Annotated in this window: 17 protein-coding genes and 5 tRNA genes; 14 read left to right on the top strand and 8 right to left on the bottom strand. The window is 31.1% G+C overall.

Annotation, left to right across the window (positions count from 1 at the left end; genetic code table 4):
- Window positions 1–28: 28 nt before the first annotated feature.
- The 4 genes from ELUMI_RS02410 to ELUMI_RS02395 all read right to left on the bottom strand — a co-directional run bounded on the left by ELUMI_RS02410 (window position 29) and on the right by ELUMI_RS02395 (window position 3,669).
- Entirely contained in the window at window positions 29–679 is a 651-nt protein-coding gene (locus ELUMI_RS02410; protein ID WP_157843906.1) for a nitroreductase family protein, read from the bottom strand.
- On the bottom strand, window positions 648–2,096 hold the full coding sequence (locus ELUMI_RS02405; protein ID WP_025734342.1) for a DUF2130 domain-containing protein: 1,449 nt from the start codon (window positions 2,094–2,096) through the stop codon (window positions 648–650). Before ELUMI_RS02405 ends, ELUMI_RS02410 begins: the two co-directional genes overlap by 32 nt.
- Before the next feature lie 103 nt (window positions 2,097–2,199).
- A complete protein-coding gene (locus ELUMI_RS02400; RefSeq protein WP_025734343.1) occupies window positions 2,200–2,874 on the bottom strand; it encodes a nitroreductase family protein in 675 nt (224 codons plus the stop codon).
- Between the two features lie 138 nt (window positions 2,875–3,012).
- Entirely contained in the window at window positions 3,013–3,669 is a 657-nt protein-coding gene (locus ELUMI_RS02395; protein ID WP_025734344.1) for a nitroreductase family protein, read from the bottom strand.
- A gap of 105 nt (window positions 3,670–3,774) precedes the next feature.
- Here ELUMI_RS02395 and ELUMI_RS02390 point away from each other — a divergent pair, with 105 nt between their 5' ends.
- The 9 genes from ELUMI_RS02390 to ELUMI_RS02350 all read left to right on the top strand — a co-directional run bounded on the left by ELUMI_RS02390 (window position 3,775) and on the right by ELUMI_RS02350 (window position 7,214).
- Window positions 3,775–4,104, top strand: coding sequence for a holo-ACP synthase (locus ELUMI_RS02390; RefSeq protein ID WP_025734345.1), 330 nt, complete (start codon window positions 3,775–3,777; stop codon window positions 4,102–4,104).
- Between the two features lie 144 nt (window positions 4,105–4,248).
- Window positions 4,249–5,118: a thymidylate synthase gene (locus ELUMI_RS02385; protein ID WP_025734346.1), complete on the top strand. Its 870-nt coding sequence runs from the start codon at window positions 4,249–4,251 to the stop codon at window positions 5,116–5,118.
- Window positions 5,118–5,603, top strand: coding sequence for a dihydrofolate reductase (locus ELUMI_RS02380; protein WP_025734347.1), 486 nt, complete (start codon window positions 5,118–5,120; stop codon window positions 5,601–5,603). The genes ELUMI_RS02385 and ELUMI_RS02380 overlap by 1 nt, the downstream gene beginning before the upstream one ends.
- Complete coding sequence (locus tag ELUMI_RS02375; RefSeq protein ID WP_025734348.1) at window positions 5,603–6,634, top strand: lysophospholipid acyltransferase family protein; 1,032 nt, start codon at window positions 5,603–5,605, stop codon at window positions 6,632–6,634. Before ELUMI_RS02380 ends, ELUMI_RS02375 begins: the two co-directional genes overlap by 1 nt.
- Before the next feature lie 148 nt (window positions 6,635–6,782).
- A tRNA-Thr gene (locus ELUMI_RS02370) sits at window positions 6,783–6,858 on the top strand.
- 7 nt (window positions 6,859–6,865) lie between these two features.
- Window positions 6,866–6,949, top strand: a tRNA-Tyr gene (locus ELUMI_RS02365).
- 7 nt (window positions 6,950–6,956) lie between these two features.
- Window positions 6,957–7,031 (top strand) — tRNA-Gln (locus tag ELUMI_RS02360).
- Between the two features lie 6 nt (window positions 7,032–7,037).
- Window positions 7,038–7,113, top strand: a tRNA-Lys gene (locus ELUMI_RS02355).
- 13 nt (window positions 7,114–7,126) lie between these two features.
- Window positions 7,127–7,214: transfer RNA gene (locus tag ELUMI_RS02350), tRNA-Leu, on the top strand.
- A 95-nt stretch (window positions 7,215–7,309) separates the two neighbouring features.
- Here ELUMI_RS02350 and ELUMI_RS02345 read toward each other — a convergent pair.
- A complete protein-coding gene (locus ELUMI_RS02345; RefSeq protein WP_025734349.1) occupies window positions 7,310–8,476 on the bottom strand; it encodes a lipoprotein in 1,167 nt (388 codons plus the stop codon).
- A 145-nt stretch (window positions 8,477–8,621) separates the two neighbouring features.
- On the opposite strand from ELUMI_RS02345, the gene rpmG reads away from it, so the two are divergent.
- The 5 genes from rpmG (at window position 8,622) to deoC (ending at window position 16,186) form a co-directional block, all read left to right on the top strand.
- Window positions 8,622–8,765, top strand: coding sequence for a 50S ribosomal protein L33 (gene rpmG / locus ELUMI_RS02340; RefSeq protein ID WP_025734350.1), 144 nt, complete (start codon window positions 8,622–8,624; stop codon window positions 8,763–8,765).
- Window positions 8,766–8,824: 59 nt separating this feature from the next.
- Window positions 8,825–9,901, top strand: coding sequence for a M24 family metallopeptidase (locus tag ELUMI_RS02335; RefSeq protein ID WP_025734351.1), 1,077 nt, complete (start codon window positions 8,825–8,827; stop codon window positions 9,899–9,901).
- 63 nt (window positions 9,902–9,964) lie between these two features.
- Window positions 9,965–10,993 carry a phosphatidate cytidylyltransferase gene (locus ELUMI_RS02330; protein WP_025734352.1) on the top strand — a complete coding sequence of 343 codons (1,029 nt, stop codon included), beginning with the start codon at window positions 9,965–9,967 and terminating at the stop codon, window positions 10,991–10,993.
- A gap of 15 nt (window positions 10,994–11,008) precedes the next feature.
- Window positions 11,009–15,466, top strand: a complete 4,458-nt coding sequence (locus ELUMI_RS02325; protein ID WP_025734353.1) for a PolC-type DNA polymerase III — start codon at window positions 11,009–11,011, stop codon at window positions 15,464–15,466.
- Window positions 15,467–15,523: 57 nt separating this feature from the next.
- Window positions 15,524–16,186, top strand: a complete 663-nt coding sequence (deoC, locus tag ELUMI_RS02320; protein WP_025734354.1) for a deoxyribose-phosphate aldolase — start codon at window positions 15,524–15,526, stop codon at window positions 16,184–16,186.
- A gap of 43 nt (window positions 16,187–16,229) precedes the next feature.
- On the opposite strand, the gene deoD is transcribed toward deoC, so the two are convergent.
- The 3 genes from deoD to ELUMI_RS02305 all read right to left on the bottom strand — a co-directional run bounded on the left by deoD (window position 16,230) and on the right by ELUMI_RS02305 (window position 19,201).
- Window positions 16,230–16,943 carry a purine-nucleoside phosphorylase gene (gene deoD, locus ELUMI_RS02315; RefSeq protein WP_025734355.1) on the bottom strand — a complete coding sequence of 238 codons (714 nt, stop codon included), beginning with the start codon at window positions 16,941–16,943 and terminating at the stop codon, window positions 16,230–16,232.
- Between the two features lie 14 nt (window positions 16,944–16,957).
- Complete coding sequence (locus tag ELUMI_RS02310) at window positions 16,958–18,649, bottom strand: phospho-sugar mutase (protein WP_025734356.1); 1,692 nt, start codon at window positions 18,647–18,649, stop codon at window positions 16,958–16,960.
- A 69-nt stretch (window positions 18,650–18,718) separates the two neighbouring features.
- Window positions 18,719–19,201 carry a deoxycytidylate deaminase gene (locus ELUMI_RS02305; RefSeq protein ID WP_025734357.1) on the bottom strand — a complete coding sequence of 161 codons (483 nt, stop codon included), beginning with the start codon at window positions 19,199–19,201 and terminating at the stop codon, window positions 18,719–18,721.

Here is a 19,201-nt window from a genome sequence, read left to right as displayed (position 1 = left end):
GCAAGCAATTAAATGCTAGCAGGATTTTTTATTTAATAGTTTTGATAAATTCTTTTTTATCTCTTCTAACTTTTGCTTTTTTTGTATGATCAAAATCAAGATTTGACAATTTCCCAAGGGCTAATCCTAAAACAATCATTTCATTGTCTTCGATTAAATTTTGTTCAACCATGAATTGATTTAATTTAAGATGATCAAATCCTTCTTGAGCAACTGTGTCAATTCCAAGATCGGCTGCAGCAACAATTCCAACCCCAAGTGTAATGTAGGCTTGTTTCGCACTTCATTCATTAACCAAAGTTTCACTTCCATAATAAAGCGGAATTCTTTCTTGGAAAGAAGTCACAAATTTTTGTCCTTTTTCTGGTTCACCAACAAAAATTTGATCAGCTGTTTTCACAATTGTTTCGTTAATTAATTTTTCAGATTTATCAACAACAAAAAGTAAGTATTCACTTGCTTGAGTAAAATTTGGTTGGTGATAAAACAAGCCATTTAAGCTATTTTTAAACTCTCCTCTTGATAGTCTAATTAATCTAACATTCAATAAACCATAAGAAGCAGGGGTCATTCTCATTGCTTCAATAATTGATTCCATATCTGTGTTTGTAATTTCATGTGTTTCGTCAAATCTTCTAGGTGAGATTCTATTCGTCATCAGTTTCTCTATGTGTTTCATATTCTCCTTCTTGTTCATTAATAATGAAATCTAAATTTGTTTGAGTTAATTTACTCATAAAACCAATGATATCCTTGGTCATAATTTTGTAGATGATAGTTCTGCTTTTTTCGATTGTACCAGCACTCTTATTTAATGATCTTTCAATAGATTCTAAATCTTTGATCTGTTTATCAAAACGTTTTCATAAACTTGGCAAATTTTCTTTGATAAATTTATTTAATTGTTCTTTTTGTTTTTGATATAAATTTTGCAGTTCATCATTTTTAGATAATTCCATCAATTTTTTAAGTTCTTGGTTTCATTTATATTCATTTTCAACCAATTTACGAATCACTTGACCAATGAAAATAAAACTATTTGCATCAGTAATTCAAATGTTATCAAATTCTTCAGATTTAATAAATGGAGTATCTCCTTTGTATTTATCATTAAATGAAGTAGTGATTAAAATTCCGAATTTTGCTTTTTGTTTTGCCACATCAATACTTAATTTTGACACTCAACTATCTTTTCATTCAGCATTTTTTACTTCATAAACGATTGATCCAAAATTAGTTCCAGTACTATCTTTAACCACTTGTAAAAAGTCAGCTTTAGTCCCATCAATATCAGCATTAATTTTTTTAATTTCGTCTAAAATACCAAAACCTTTTCGCAATTCAGTTTCTACTTCGTGTTCAAAATTTTCACCTTTTGCTTTTGAATGCATCACTTTAAATGTTGAATTTTTAAGGTTCAATTCTTGAATTTCTTCATTTTTTTCATCAAGTAATTTTTGCATTTCTTTTTCTTTTAATAAGACTTCGTGAGTAATTTTCAAGATCATTTGTTCTTGTTGTTTTTCAAGTTCAACTTGCAACTTATTAATTTGATTGACAAAATCTGCTTGTTTTTTTGCAGTTTCTTCGTTTTTCAAATCAATGCTTTTCTGGATTTCTTTTTCTTTTAATAAGACTTCTTGACCAATTTTTAAACTAGCTTCTTCTTGTTGTTTTTTAACTTCAAGTTTTAGTCCATTAATTTGATTGATCAATTCATTGATTTGTTTTGAATTTTCTTCATTTTTAGCATTCAATAATTTTTGCATTTCTTGCTCTTTTTGCAAAACTTCTTGACCAATTTGCAAAGTAATTTGCTCTTGCTGCTTTTCAAGTTCTAGATTTAATTGATTTATTTCATTCACGAACTTGTTTTCTTTTTCATTAAATGATTTTTCAAGTGCAACCTTTTCAAGGTTCAATTTATTTTCAGCATCACGAAGAATAAGTTGTTTTTCTTCACCGATTTTTTCACTTAATTTTTCTTTTACTTTTTGATTAATTAAATCATTAAAAGCTTCTTTGTTATGATCAAACAATTGATCAAAACTAAAATCTTGTCCACATTTCGGACATGTTAAATTTATATTTGACATATTATGTCTCCTTCTTAATGGGATAAAAGTCTAAATTCAGCCTAGTCGGTTTAATAACTAATTTTATTAAACCAAGCATATTGTGTTTCTACTTCTTTATCCTCTAATTTATTCTACCATCTCCATTAACAATTATTGTGAATTTATCTTCATCCATGCGTGTTTTATCAAAAAAATGCACCATTTTGTCATTTAAATCCGCTTTTCCAAAACCAATAGCCACAGATAGTCTTTCATTTTTTTGATCAATTAATTGATATTTTTCTAAAATTTTATCAATTTCAAAACGGTTAAATCCTTCGTATGGAGCTGAATCAATCCCTAAATGTGCCGCTGTGATCATCGCACTGCCAAGTGCGATGTAAGTTTGTTTTGAAGATCACTCTTCAGGAACAACTTTATTCATTTCTCAATTGTTAAAAACAGCTTTAAAGCGGTCTTGGCGTACATTTGCAGCGTGTTCTGGAATTGCATGATCAAAACTATATGCCATTTGTTGATTTCTAATAAATTCTTCTTTTGAAGAGATCAATAAAATCACATGACTTGAATTAATAAATGATGGTTGATGCATAAAAGCTGGGGTTAATGCATCTCTTAATTCTCCTTTTGGCACAACAAGAATGCGATAACTTCAAACCCCATAACTCATTGAAGTTCAACGCATTGATTCAGTGATAACTCTTAAATCTTCATCACTAATTGTATAATTAGCAACCATTCTTTTGGTTGCGCGGCGGTTTTTGATTAAATCAAGTACGTAAGTTTTGTTGAACATTTTGTTAACTCCTTTTTAGATTGAAAGAATTAAATATAACAAATAATTCTATTAAAATTATAATCTTCATCTACTTAAAATGATGAAAAAAAATAAGTTTACAGCTAATGGTTTAGCTGTAAACTTACATTTTAATAACTATTCAGCAATAGTTGTGAATTTATCTTCATCCATGCGGATTTTGTCAAAGAAGTGGACCATTGTATCTTCTAAATCAGCTTTTCCAAAACTGATTGCCACAGATAATCTTTCATTTTGTGGATCGATTAAATTGTGTTTTGCCAAGACTTTATCAACTTCAAAACGGTTAAATCCTTCGTATGGAGCTGAATCAATTCCAAGATCAGCGGCTGCAATCATCGCACTCCCCAATCCAATATATGATTGTTTTGATGCTCATTCTTCAGGGATCACTTTATTGACTTCTCAATTTGTTGCAACTGCATTGACCATATCTTGACGCACACTTGCAGCACTGTCAGGAATAGTTTGTTCATAACTATATTTCATTCCTTCGCCTTTGATGTATTCTTCTTTGTTTGAAATAAACAAAATAACATGACTTGAATTAACAAATGATGGTTGGTTGAAAAAAGTTGGTGTTAATTCGTTGCGTAAATTTCCGCGTGGGACAACAATAATACGGAATGCTCAAACTCCATAACTCATTGAGGTTCAGCGAATTGCTTCAGTGATGCTTCTTAAATCTTCATCACTAATTGTGTAAGTGGGAATCATTCTTTTTGTTGAACGACGGGTTTTGATTAAATCAAGGACGTGTGTATTTTTTGCCATATGTGTAATATCTCCTTCATAAAATATCGTAGAATTAATTAGTAAACAAATAATTCTAATCCAATTATAATATTACTAGGATGCAGATGCAAATAAGGAGGCACAATGAAGAAGATTGGAATTGATATTATTGAAAACTCCCGAATCAAAATTGAACAAAATTTTTTAAATAAAATTTTGACCCAAAATGAAATTAAATATTTAGATCAAGTTGATGATTTACAAAGAAAAATTGAATTTACAGCTGGTCGTTGAGCTGTCAAAGAAGCGATTTGAAAAGTTATTCCAGTTGAAAAACGCCTTGCTTTTCATCAAATCGAAATCGGTTATGACCCAAGTCATCGTCCCATGGTTTTAAATCCAGAATTCGCAAATATCGCGATTTCGATTTCCCATGAAAAGCACTTTACAGTAGCAATTGCGATGGAAAATTAAGCAACCTTAATTTTCCATTTTTTATTTTCTAAATTCTATTTTCTTTTTTCATTTTATCAACATTGTAATCTGAAGTTGATTATATAATTAAAAGGATAAATGATTAAAAATAGTAATCATGAAATTAAATGCTAGAGGTGAAAAATGCAACAATATTTAGATTTATTAAAATTAGTGAAAAAGAAAGGTGAACATCGTGCAAATCGAACAGGAATTGATACAATATCTTATTTCGGAGCCCAATCTCGTTATGATTTACGCGATGGTTTTCCCCTTGTCACAACTAAAAAAGTGTTTATGAAAGGGATTACACATGAACTTTTATGATTCATTGCTGGGGATACCAATATTAAATATTTAGTTGACAACGATGTCAAAATTTGAAATGAATGACCTTATGAAAAATTTAAAAAAAGCCCAGATTTTAAAGGTCAAACTTTAATTGAATTTATTGATTTAATTAAAACAGATCCAAAATTTGCCAAAATCCATGGGGATTTAGGTCCAGTTTATGGGAAACAATGAAGGGATTTTGGCGGAGTTGACCAATTAAAAAAGATTATTCAACAAATTAAAACCACTCCAGACTCAAGAAGATTAATTGTTTCGGCTTGAAATCCACCATTAGTTGATTCAATGGCTTTACCTCCATGTCACACAATGTTCCAATTTTATGTTTCAGCTGATCATAAAACTTTAAGCTTACAACTTTACCAAAGAAGTGGAGATTTATTTTTAGGTGTTCCGTTTAATATTGCAAGTTATGCTTTATTGTTAGCGTTAGTTGCTAAAGAATGTAATTTAGAGGCTGGAGAATTTGTCCACACAATTGGTGATACACATATTTACACTAATCATTTAGATCAAGTTGATTTACAACTAAGTCGTGAACCAAAAAAATTGCCAACCTTAAAAATCAATAATTTCACATCAATTTTTGATGTGAAATTCGAAGATATTGTGATCGAAAATTATGATTCATGACCCGGAATTAAAGGCGCGGTAGCTGTTTAATGATTAAACTAGTTTACGCACAAACTCAAGATGGGGTGATTGGGGATGACAATAAACTTCCGTGAAGTATTCCCGCTGAAATGAAACATTTCAGACAAACAACACTTCATAAAAATGTTTTGATGGGGAGTAAAACTTTTGTTTCGATGAATAGTCGCCCATTAAAAAATCGTTTGAATATTGTTTTAACAAGAAACCCAAAAAAATTTGAAGGCATTGAAGCTGAAAATTTAATTTTCACAAGTGATGTTGATGCACTAATTAAAAAATATCAAGGCCCTGCCAATGATGACTTATATGTGATCGGGGGAAATGAAATTTTTACCATTTTTTTTGATTGTGCTGATGAAATTATTCGTTCAATGATTTTAGAAAATTACCAAGGAAACGTGAAAATTTCAAATTACAATTTTGAAAATTTTAAAAAAATCAATACTATTAAAGAGAATGAATTCGAAATAGAATATTTTGAAAGGAAGAAATAATGCCAAAAGTAGCAAAACCAAAAACCCAAGAATTAGATCTAACAGCTGTTGTTGAACAACCAGCTGTTGAAGTAAAAGAACAAGAAACACAAAGTGAAGAACTTGATGCAACTGCAGTTAATGAAACTGCAGTTGTCAAAGAAAAAAAAGAAAAACCAAAAGCAGAAGAACATTTTAAATTTGATAGAACTAAATTGTTATATATGTGACCGGCTTTATTAAATATCAAAGGTAAAGCTAAAAAAATTGCTCGCAAAAATAAGAAAATGCACGATACCTATAATGAAGAGTATCGTTATAATTGAGCAAAAAAAGCAGCTAATCGCATGATTACTGCGATGAATGTTGATGTTAAAGTTGAAGGAATCGAAAACTGATTAGATCGCGGAATTATTTTGGCACCTAATCATCAATCAAATTTTGATGCCTTAATTTTGTTAGCAATTAATGATTTTTCAAAACAACAACCTGTTGCTTTTATTGCAAAAAAAGAAATTTGAGAAGATAAAAACTTTGCCCGATTCACTGATTTAATTGATATGATTCCACTGGATCGTAAAAGCCCAAGAAGCGCGATTGAAGCGTTTAATGAAGCAAGACAATTAATTGTTGATTATAAACGTAGTTTAGTGATTTTCCCAGAAGGAACTAGATCTGGAAAACAAGAAATGGGAACATTCCTTCCAGCTTCAATGAAAATTGCACAAATGGCCAATGCCCCAGTTGTGCCTGTCACAATTATTAATTCACATATGGTCTCTGATCCTAACCGTCCAAAACGTGTTGAAGTTAAGGTCGCATTCGGAAAACCAATTATGCCAAATAAACACATTTCTTTAAAAACTGAGGATCTAACTAAAAACGTCCAAAAAGCAGTTCAAGATGGGATGGATACTTGAATTAACAAAGAAATGCGTTTTGAATTAAAAGCGTTAAAAAAATCTAAAAAACCAAAACCAAGCAAAGAAGAGAAAAAACAAAAAGCAAAAAAGAAAAAGTCATTTAAAGACATTTTCAAAATTGTTGATTAAGCAAATTAAACCCATTTGGGTTTTTCTTTTTATTTTTTTAAAATTTGGACTTGATTTTTTGAGAAATTAAGAGAAAATTAATAAGTATTGTTTGTATTACATATTGACTTTACATCATGCAAATATATATAATCTATAAGTATTTCATGCTGACTTAGCTCAGTTGGTAGAGCAATTGACTAGTAATCAATAGGTCGTAGGTTCGACTCCTATAGTCAGCACCAGATTTATGGAAGGGTAGCGAAGTGGCTAAACGCGGGTGGCTGTAACCCACTTCCTTTCGGTTCGGGGGTTCGAATCCCTCCCCTTCCACCATTTTTTTTGGGCTATAGCCAAGCGGTAAGGCAAGGGACTTTGACTCCCTCATGCGCCGGTTCGAATCCTGCTAGCCCAGCCAATTTATGACTCGTTAGCTCAGCAGGTAGAGCAACTGGCTTTTAACCAGTGGGTCCGGAGTTCGAATCTCCGACGAGTCACCATTTATTTTGTTTCCCCCAAGTGGCGGAATGGTAGACGCAGTGGACTTAAAATCCACCGAGCTTTATATCTCGTGCCGGTTCAAGTCCGGCCTTGGGGACCAGTTAAATGTTAAACACCTTCATGGTGTTTTTTTTATTTCCAAAAACATTAAAAAAAAGATGCCGATTAGGCATCTTGATAATCATTATTTTGATCTTATTTATTAATTTTTTTTGGATTTTTGGTTGTTTTATCATCTGGTTTTGGTGTGGTTCCACCTTCTCCAGTTCCTGGTTTATCTCCTGCTGGAGGTTGAGTTCCGCCATCACCTGGTGGTTTTGGTTCTGGTTTTGGTGGATTTGGTTCTGGATCTGGTTTTGTAGGAAAATTAGTTGGTTGATCTTTTTTAGTGTCTCAATTAACTGCACCTTGATCTCAACCACCGTTGGCTAAACTTTTTGAAACATCATTTGTTATTACTTTGATTAAATTTGTGATATTAGATGAATTTTTTTTGAATATTTCTCCAAAAGCATTATTATTTAAGTCTTTCCCCATTATCTCACCAATTGATTCAATAAACTTCTTATATTGTCCAAGTAAATCAGCTGGTGGTTCTCCTTTGGGAGTGTTCTTTAAATTTGGTTCTACATATGTAAATCAACCATTATTAATTGAAACGATATGACCATTTTTAACTACTAAAAAAATAGGACCTTTAGTAATGTTTGTTTTTATATCATCAACAGCTTTTTTAATATCAGCTGTTCTTTTAGAAAGAGCATCTCTGGCATTTTCTGCTTCTTTGTTACTAAACTCAAATGATGCTAATTGAGTCATTAAATCATTTCGAATATATTCATCAGTTAATTTAGTTGTTGCTTTAGTTAAATCTTCTGTTTTGTCATAACTTATATAATCAAAGAAAAAATTAGTTGCTCCCTTTGGTTTTGAAAAAAGTTTTGAATCTTTTTTAAGATCACTAATTTTTCCATATTCTTTACTTTTTGTATCTAAATTCACATTAGCTTCACTAAGATCTGTATTTTTTCATTCTTGTTTAAAAGCAGTTTGTCAATTTAGGAAAAGTTCATTATCTGCTTTTAATTCAGTTGCCCCAGTTGGGTCAACATTAAAAGATGCACTCAATTGTTTTGAGGCTTCATCCATTGAATTAACACCTAAAACTTGCTTTAATCCATATTCAAAAGATCTTGAAGATTGGTTATCTTTGGCTCCAAGATAGATTACACTTGCAGAATTTTTACTTCTTTCAATTAATTTGACAATTGCTTGTGATTCGTCACCACTACAAGACACAACAGTTAATGCAGCTGATCCCACAATTGTAATAGTGCTAATAAAACTTAATAATTTTTTCAAAATAACTCCTCTTCACTTATAGTAAATATTCTACTATATTATTTAAGCAAGTGAAATTTAATCTTTAAACATATTTATATTTTCAAGAATTGTGTTATCATAAATAAAGTATTGAAATACTTGAATATGCAGAGAGGTGAATAACATGCGCGAAGGAATAATTTTAAGATGTTCAGATTGCAAACACGAGAACTATGTTGGCAAAAACGATAAGAAAAAAGAAAAGATTGAAGCAAGTAAATATTGCCCAAATTGTAACAAACACACTGTTCATAAACAAAAAAAATAATTAGAAACATCAGTTTCTATTTTTTTTGTTTAAAATTTAAAGCAAAGGGGATTTTGTTTATGAATAAAAAAGCAATTATAAATCAATGTATGAAGGAAAATAATTTAGATGCGTTTCTAATTTATTCACCAGAAAATAGATATTGGTTTTCACGATTCCATAGTTCAATGGGTTATCTTTTAGTGACTAAAAATAAAACCTATTTATTTTTAGATTCACGTTATATTACGATGGCTCGCGAAAAAACAGATTTACAAAATATTGATGTTTTAGAAGGATTTGGACCAAATATTTGAAATCGAATCAGTGATATTTTAAAGGCAGAAAAAATTAGTAAAATTGGGTTTGAAGCAGACTGATTAAAATATCAAGAAGTTTTAAATTTTAAAAAACAATTAAAAATTGATGATTTAACACCAGTTGATACTTCAAAATGAAGAATGGTCAAAGATGAATGAGAAATCAAACAAATTCAAAAAGCATGTGAAATCACAAATCAAGTTTATGAAGATGTTTTAGGTTGAATTAAACCCGGGATCACTGAAAAAGCATTAGCAAGATTTGTCTCTGATGCATTTTTAAAACATGATGCTGATAAATTAAGTTTTGACACAATTGTGGCAAGTGGAGTTAATGGAAGCAAACCACATGCTGTTCCCACTGATAAAAAAATTGTTGAGGGTGAATTAGTGACTTTGGATATGGGTTGTTTTTACAATGGTTATGCCTCTGATCAAACAAGAACATTTTTGATGGGAAACGAATTTAATAACCCACAATTAGCAACAATTTACAACATCGTTTATGAAGCTCAAAGTTTAGGAATTAGCATGGTGAAGGCTGGACAAAATGCTGGAGATATTCATCGTGCGGTTTGAAAATATATTGATGAACAAGGTTATGGTCAATATTTTGATCACGGTCTTGGGCATGGATTAGGAATTGAAATTCACGAAGAACCATATGAAAGTTCATTATCTCAAACAATTTTACAACCAGGAATGACGATTACAGTTGAGCCAGGAATTTATATTCCTGGGATTGGTGGAGTGAGAATCGAAGATGATTTGATTGTCACTGAAAATGGATATGAAATGTTAACCACTTCTCCAAGAAAATTAATTAAAGTCAATTAAAATTGACTTTTTTATTTGACCCATTTTAATGGTAGAATTAAACATAGTTTAAGGAGCGGTTTTGTGCAAAAAACTCATAATAAAGAAGAAGTAAAAACAATTAATACAAGCCAAAATAAATTAAAAGATTTAAAAACTAGGGTGATTACCTCAGTCTTTATCGTCATCTTTGTTTGTTTTTATATTATGTTTTCCGTCTTATCAACTGAAGCTGGAAAATTTGGATGAGAAATTAATCCACGCATTACTAGTTATATGTTTTATGGGCTTGGAGTTTTGTTAATTATTGCCATCATTTATGAGTTAGCCAAAAGTCTTGGTTATAAAAAAGTATGGATGCAAATCCCAATTATTATTTTTGTTTTAACTTTGTTCTACTTTCCTTTTTTTACAATTATTAACAAGAATATTATTTATGATGATGCCAAAGTTGACGAATGGTTTGGATGATGATTTACTTTAGCAATTCTTTTTGCTTATTTATTCATGATTTGCATCTTTAGTTTATTTACCAAAGCAAAACACGCCAAAATTAATGCTTTGCTTCTATTTGCGTATTCACTTGTCATCATTCTTGGATTTAAAGCGTTTAGTGAAATTGGATTAACAATGTTTGATAACGGTGCCAAATATGGATTTATTACATTGATTTGAATTTGAGCAATTGTTATTTTTTCAGATACTTTCGCTTATTTAGGTGGGAGCAAGTTTGGTAAAACAAAACTTGCTCCAAGTATTAGTCCTAAAAAAAGTTTAGAAGGTGCACTAATTGGAACTGCTTTTGGAACAGTCACTGGAATTCTAATTGCAATCTTTCCCTTTTATTTCGCCCCAGAGTTTGGACCTTTTTACATTGATTTTCAAAGTGTAAAAAACTTATCAATGGCTGCTGGAGGAATTTTAATTGCTTTATTTAGTATACTGATTTCTATTCTTGGACAAATCGGAGATTTAATGTTCAGTTGATTAAAACGTTTTGTTGATATTAAAGATTTTTCAAGTGTGATCCCTGCTCATGGAGGCATCTTAGATCGCTTAGATTCATTTGTTTTTGTTTTCTTTTTTATATTTATCATTATTCAAATTATTTAAAAACTGGGAGGTTTTATGGAACAAAGATTAAAATTAGTTTTTGAAAAATTAGATATTAAAATCGATCAAAATGATTTGATCCATTTTAATAATGCTTGTATTTTAGGAAACATTTCTGTTTCCACAGTTAAAGAAAAAGCCTATCTGACCATTCAAGTTGAAAAAACATTACCCATTGCTTTAATTAAAGAATTAGATGATAAATTTAAAAATGCTAAAGTCAAAACCAAAATCCAAATTAACACATTAATTGCCAATTATGATCCAACCTTGATTTGAGAATATATTAATTTTATTAAGACTGAAAAAGCAACAATTAAAACTTCAACTTGAGAATTTATTGAACCAAAATATGCTACTTTCAATGAAGCAAATCAGCAACTTGAAATTGTTGTTGATTCAAAGAGTAAACAAAAAGTTGTGGAAGCAGAAATCTTATATTTAAGTGCTAAAATGCGTCAATATGGTTTTGCCGAACTTGATATTATTTCCAATCTAATTGAACCTGGTGAAGATTTTTTAACCCAGCAAGAAGAGGTTTTCAAGCAATTAGCAATTCAAGAAAGACAACAACAAAACCAAATTGAAAATGCCAAAGAAGTCAAAACATTCAATAATAATTCTTTTCGCACATTTGCTGGACCAAAATTAGATACTCCAAGCTATAGTTCATTATTAGACCTTGAAGAAAATGCGAATAATATTGTGATTCATGCTCAAATCATGAACATGAATATTAAAATTTCTAAAACAGGAAGAAAAATTTATTCTTTAAACGTGACTGACCACAACACTTCGATTAAGGCTATTTATTTTGCCAAAGATGAGGGAATTAATTTATTAGATCCAATGACTGAAGATGAACAAAATAGTCCTGATGTTGAAACATATCGTCAAAATCGCATTCAAGCAGGAGATTGAATTGCTCTTAAAGGTCGAACAAGTTTTTCACAATATGATAATGAAACTATTTTTGCGATTGATAATTTTCAAAAAATTAATCGCGAAACCAATATTAGAGAAGACAATGCTGAAAAAAAACGAGTTGAATTACATGTTCACACTAAGATGTCAGTGATGGATGGGGTGAGTGATGTTAGTGATTACATCAAACGTGCAGACAAATGAAATTGACCAGCCATAGCAATCACCGATCACACAAATGTGCAATCATTTCCGGACGCTTTTGCCACAATCAAAAGCGTTAATAAAAAACGTGATCAACAAAATAAAAGTCCATTAAAATTAATTTATGGATCAGAGATCACCGTTTTAGATGATGAACTTTGATATGTCAAAAACCCAACTGGAATCAAATTAAAAGAAGCTAAATTTGTGGTTTTTGACTTAGAAACCACAGGACTGAGTCCTGAATTTGATGAAATCATTGAATTTGGTGCTGTTGTTTATAATTACAAAAACGGTGAACGTAAACGTGTTGATTATTTGATTAAACCTGAAAAACCATTAAAAGCTTTCACCAAAGAATTAACTGGTATCACTGATGAAATGTTAGAAGATAAGCCAACAATCGAAGAAATCTTTCCAACAATTTATGACTTGATCAAAGATGGAATTTTGGTTGCTCACAACGCTAGTTTTGACTTTAATTTTTTGAATTCTTATGCTCAAAAACTTGGTTATCCTGAACTTACAAACACAGTTATTGATACATTATCAATTGCCAGATCAGTTTATCCAACTTTAAAAAATTATCGATTAGGAACGGTTGCTAAAAAAACTGGAATTATTTATGATGATCGAGATGCCCACCGTGCTGATTATGATGCAGATATTTTGATTGATGTTTATGAACACATCTGAAACGATGCCAAAAAAATGCATGATATAATCACTGATCAAGACTGAAACATGATCAATCCGATTGATAAAAAAACTAATACTAACTTCACTAAAACTCGTGGATATCATGCAACTGTGCTTGCTAAAAATCAAACTGGTTTAAAAGATTTATACAAATTAATTTCTTACACCCATACAGAATCATTAATGGGATCACCCAAAATTTTTAAGTCAGAATTATTAAATTTAAGAGACAAGGGCAATTTATTAATTGGAACAAGTTGTGCCAATGGTGAAATTTTTGATTTGGCTAGAACCAATACTTTAGCAAGACTTGATGAAAAAATCAGAGATTATGATTATGTTGAAATTCAACCAATTAGTGTTTATAAAAATTTATTGCAAAATGATAGTTTGGATCTCCAAGAATTACAAAGAACAATCAAAATTATTATTGAAGCCGCTTTAAAAAATAATAAATTACTGGTGGCTTCAAGTGATACTCATTATTTAGACCCTGAATTAAAACTGATTCGTGAAATTTATATTAATTCAAAAGGTTTAGGTGGTGTTAACCATCCCTTATATGATTTTAAAAAACGTGTTAAAGATTATCCAGACCAACATTTACGTACTACTCAAGAAATGCTTGATGAATTTGAATGATTAAATGATGAGCAATTAGTACAAGACATCGTGATCAATAACACCAACAAGATTGCTGACATGGTTGATCATGGAATTGAAGCGGTCAAAAGTGGAACTTTTGACCCACAAATTGAAAATGTCGATCAGTTATTAAAAGATAAATGTTATGAAATTGCTGAAAAAACTTATGGAAATCCACTGCCTAAAATTGTTGCTGACCGATTAGAACGAGAATTAAACTCAATCATCAAACATGGTTTTGCTGTTGTTTATTGAATTTCTCATAAATTAGTTGAAAAAAGCATCAATGATGGTTATCTTGTTGGAAGTCGTGGAAGTGTTGGTTCAAGCTTTGTTGCATGAGCAAGTAATGTTACTGAAGTTAATCCTTTAAAAGCTCACTATCGTTGCTTAAATTGCCAATATTCTAATTTTGAAACACCACCAGAATATAATTGTGGTTATGATTTACCAATTAAAAATTGTCCTAAATGTAACACTCAATTAATCGGGGATGGGCATGATATCCCATTTGAAACTTTCTTAGGTTTTGATGGGGATAAGGTTCCAGATATTGATTTAAATTTTTCAGGTGAATATCAAGCTCAAGCACATAATTTCACCAAAGAAATGTTTGGTGAAAACAATGTTTTTAGAGCCGGAACAATTTCAACAGTTGCTGATAAAACGGCTTTTGGTTATGTTAAAAATTTCTTAGAAGAACACACTGAAATTGAACAACCAAGAAGGGTTGAAATTGAACGCTTAGCAAGTTTAGCCACTGGGGTTAAAAGAACGACTGGACAACATCCTGGGGGAATTATCATTTTGCCCAAAGAGTTTGAAATCGAAGATTTCACACCAGTTAATTTTCCAGCAGATGATAATAAAAGTACTTGAAAAACCACGCATTTTGATTTCCACTCAATTCACGATAACTTATTAAAAATGGATATTTTAGGTCATGTTGATCCAACTGCCTTAAAAATGTTGCGAGATTTAACAGGAGTTGATCCTGTGACGATTCCAACAAATGATCCAAAAGTTTATGCTTTATTTTCAAACTTAAATTCTTTAAATATCACCCCAAATCAAATCAATAATGAAACCACTGGGGCGATTGGAATTCCAGAATTTGGAACCCAATTTGTGCGTGGAATGTTGCGCGATACTAAGCCCAAATCTTTTGCAGATTTGGTGCAAATTTCTGGTTTATCACATGGAACTGATGTTTGATTGGGTAATGCTCAAAACTTAATCAAAAATGGTCTGGCCAATATTTCAACTGTGATTGGGTGTCGTGATGATATTATGGTTTACTTGATGCGCCTTGGTTTAGAACCATCACTGGCGTTTAATATTATGGAATCAGTTCGTAAAGGAAAAGGTTTAAAAGCAGCTTGAATTGAAGAAATGCGCGCTTATAAAATTCCTGAGTGATATATTGAATCATGTCAAAAAATTAAATATATGTTCCCCAAAGCACATGCAACAGCTTATGTTTTAATGGCATATCGAATTGCCTGATATAAAATTTATTATCCTGAAGAATATTATGCAATCTTTTTCTCAACCAGATCTAATGCTTTTGATTTAAAAACAAGTTTACTTGGTTATAATGCAATTGTTCAAAAATTAAGAGAACTTGAAGTGAGAGCTGCTAAGAAAGAAACAACAGCTAAAGAAAATGATTTAATCACAACTTTTGAAGTTCAAATGGAAATGCTATCAAGAGGAGTTAAAATGGAAAATATTGATTTTAACAAATCATTATCAACCAAATTTTTAATTGAAATTGATGAACATGGGAACAAAATTTTATACCCACCTTTCAATGTGATTGATTCACTTGGTGAGACGGCTGCTGAATCAATTGTTGATGCTCGAAAAGTTCAACAATTTAGTTCAGTTCAAGACTTGAAAAACAGAACTCAAATTACTCAAACACAAATGAAAATTTTTGAGGACTTAAAAATTGTTGATTCATTATCAAATGATGAACAACTAGCATTTGAATTTTAAAAAACATCTTTGGAGTTTTTTAAAATTCATAATAAAATTAAAGAAGAGGAATAAAAAATGTTATTAAATAAATATATTGATCACACAGTGTTAAAAGCAGATGCCACAGCACTTGATGTGGAAAAAATTTGCAAAGAAGCAATCGCACATGATTTTGCAACAGTTTGTGTTAATCCTTGTCGCATCGCTCAAGCAAAAACACTTTTGAAAGGTTCAAATGTTGGAATTACAACTGTGATTGGATTTCCATTAGGTGCATCAACAAGTGAAACCAAAGCTTGTGAAACTACCAATGCTTTAAAAAATGGGGCGACTGAAATCGACATGGTTTTAAATGTTGGAGCAATGAAAGATCAAAACTACGAGTTAGTTTTAAATGATATCAAAGCTGTTAGACAAGCAAGCACTGGACATGTTTTAAAAGTTATTTTAGAAACATGTTTACTAAGTGATGCTGAAATTATTAAAGCTTGTCAATTAAGTGTTGAAGCTGGAGCTGATTTTGTTAAAACATCAACTGGTTTTAGTACTGATGGTGCCAACATTCATGTCGTGAGCTTAATGAAAAAAACAGTTGGTGATGCTGCTAAAGTTAAAGCCAGTGGTGGAGTTCGTACTTATCAAGATGCGATTGACATGATCAAAGCTGGAGCTGATCGTTTAGGCACAAGTGGTGGTGTGGCCATTGTTAATGGCCAAGAAAACACTGAAAAATACTAAAAAAAATTGGATTTGAAATCCAATTTTTTTATCGTTTATTTTTTTATTTTTTGAATTTTAGAGCTGTTTCTAAAGCAACTTCAAACATTTTCACAAATTTAGTTTGACGTTCTTCACTCGTTGTCACTTCACCAGTTACAATGTTGTCAGAAACTGTAAATAGTGCTCCGGCTTGTTTTTGTAATCTTAGAGCATTTGCAAATAAAGCATATGTTTCCATTTCAGCAACATCTAAATGTTTTTCTTGGGCAAGTTTTAATGAGTCATCACTTCTGTAAAAAACATCACTCGCATGTGCTCTTCCGTGAAGCATCGGAATTCCCAATTCTTCAGCAGTTTGATTAATGGCATCATACAATTGTTTTGATGCTGGAAGAATTGCTTCATCTTTACCAGTTACAATTTTAGCAAATTGTGATTCTCCAAATGAATCTTTAGTGTTGAAAATTGAATAAGGTCGGTAATCTTTATTGTAAGCTCCACAAGTTCCAACTCGAATAATATTTTCCACACCATATTCATTATATAGTTCGTATGAATAAATTCCCATTGAAGGGTTTCCCATTCCTGATGCAGCAATAGTAATTTCCATTCCTTTGTAAGTTCCTGTGTACATAAACATGTTACGAACTTTGTTAACAAGTTTAGGATTTTCTAAAAATTTTTCAGACATTACTTTTGCCCGTAATGGATCTCCTGGCATTAAAACGAATTTTGCAATTTCGCCTTTTTTGGCTTCGATATGTGGTGTTGGCATTCTATTTTCTCCTTTTATATATCTAATGATAATGCTTCTTTTAGCGCATTTCACATTTTGGTTTGTTTATTTTGAGCTTGTTGTTGATTCTTATCAACAACAACAAAATAAATTTTTAATTTTGGTTCTGTCCCTGATGGACGAGCAGCAAATCATGATCCATCTTCAAAATAAAATTTCATTAAATTTTGACCTGGCATGTTATGCAATCCATTGATGTAATCTTCAGAATTAACAACTTTTAAGTTGTTTAATTCCTTTAAACCATTCGCTCTTAATTTATCCATAATTGGATCTAATTTGATTGCTTTTTCTTCTGGTTTAACATTTAAATTGACAGTATCTGTAAAGTAGAAACCATATTGGTCATAAATATCATTTAAGACATCAATTAAGGTTTTGTTTTGTTTTGTTTTTGCATATCAACATGCTTCAGCAATCACAATACTTGCTTGAATTCCATCTTTATCTCTGGTTGATGCGTCTAAAACATAACCAAAAGATTCTTCATATGCAAAAACAAAATTTAATCCGCGTTCGGCTTCTTTGGCAATTTCATCACCCATTCATTTAAAACCAGTTAAGGTTTTAATAATTTTAGTTCCGTAAGTTTCATGGGCAATACGATCACCTAAATCTGAAGTGACAAAACTTGAATAAAGAGCTGGATTTTTTGGTAATTTATCAAATTTTGCTTGTTGTGATAATTTTCATTGAATTAATAATGGACCTGTTTCATTCCCATTTAATCTAACTCATTGACCATCATGTTTAATTGCAATTCCGATGCGATCAGCATCTGGGTCATTAATAATAATTATATCTGCATCATGTTTTTTAGCATATTCCAACGGAATGATTCATGCTGGTTCAAATTCAGGATTTGGATTTCCAACATTTTTGAAAGTTTCATCTTCAAAGGCATGTTCTTCAACTTCGATTACATCATAACCAAATTTTTTCAGCAGGACTGGAGTAAATTCTGTTCCAGTTCCATTGACGGCTGAAAAAATGATTTTAACAGCTTTTTTGCTTGCAACTTCATTTGGATAAAATTGTAAATCAGCAATCATTTTTTCATAATCATCGATCACTTGATCGTTGACAATTGTTAATAACGCATCATTTTTTTCAAATGTTCAATTTAAGATGTCAGCAATTTTGTCCATTTCCATGGCAATCACGTCAGTGTCTTCTGGCATCAATTGACACCCAAATGGATCATAAATTTTATACCCATTATATTCAGCTGGGTTATGACTAGCTGTAATCACAACCCCAGCAATTGCATTTAATTTTTTAGTCGCATATGAAACCAACGGTGTTGGTTTCATTTCATTGTTTTTAAACAGGTAAGCTTTGATACCAAAACTAGTTAAAACATCAGCAACCAATTGAGCAAACGATTTTGAATTGTGGCGGTTATCATGTCCAATCACCACTCCATCGTTTAATCTATTTGGGTATTTTTGAATTAACAATTTGCTCAAAGCAATTGTTACTTTTTTGATTGTATAAGAGTTAAATCTCCCAGGACCTGCACCAAGAACACCTCGGATACCAGCTGTTCCAAATTCTAATTCAAGATTGAATGCTGCATTCAATTCTTCATTTGTTGCATTTTGCAACAAATTTTTTAATTCTTGATCTAAGGAAGGGTTATTGATTCACTCTAAAAAATCTTTGTTTTTTTTATCGAAATTCATATTTCTCCTCTAACTATCATTATTAAATTATACCTTTAATTAGGTCAAAATAAAAATAGGATTTGCATCCTATTTTGAATCTTTAATCGAAATTTCAATATTTAAATTTGGTAATAATTCATAAGTGATTTTTGCAGCATCAAGCATGCGTTTTGAAGCAATGATATTTGGTTGATCAGCATATTTATCTTCCATAAAATAAATCTTAGAAATTCCTGCTTGAATTAAAATTTTAGTGCATTCATTGCATGGAAAAAGTGTCACATAAATTTCACAACCAGTTAAATCAGTTCTTGAAGCAACAACTGCATTTAATTCAGCATGAGCAACATATGGATATTTGGTATCAACAAATTCACCTTCACGTGCTCAAGGAAATTCATCATCACTAATTCCTCGTGGAAAACCATTGTACCCTGTTGAAACAATTTGTTGTAAATGGTTAACAACCACTGCTCCAACTTGAGTTGAAGGGTCTTTACTTCGCATCGCTGATGCTTTGGCCACAATCATGAAATACGTTTTTCAATCTAAATATTCTTTTCTTTTCAT

This window comes from Williamsoniiplasma luminosum, assembly GCF_002803985.1.
GTDB classification, from domain to species: Bacteria; Bacillota_I; Bacilli_A; order Mycoplasmatales; family Mycoplasmataceae; genus Williamsoniiplasma; species Williamsoniiplasma luminosum.
Note: the sequence above shows the minus strand (reverse complement) of the source record. Positions and strands in the feature narration are given on the sequence as shown.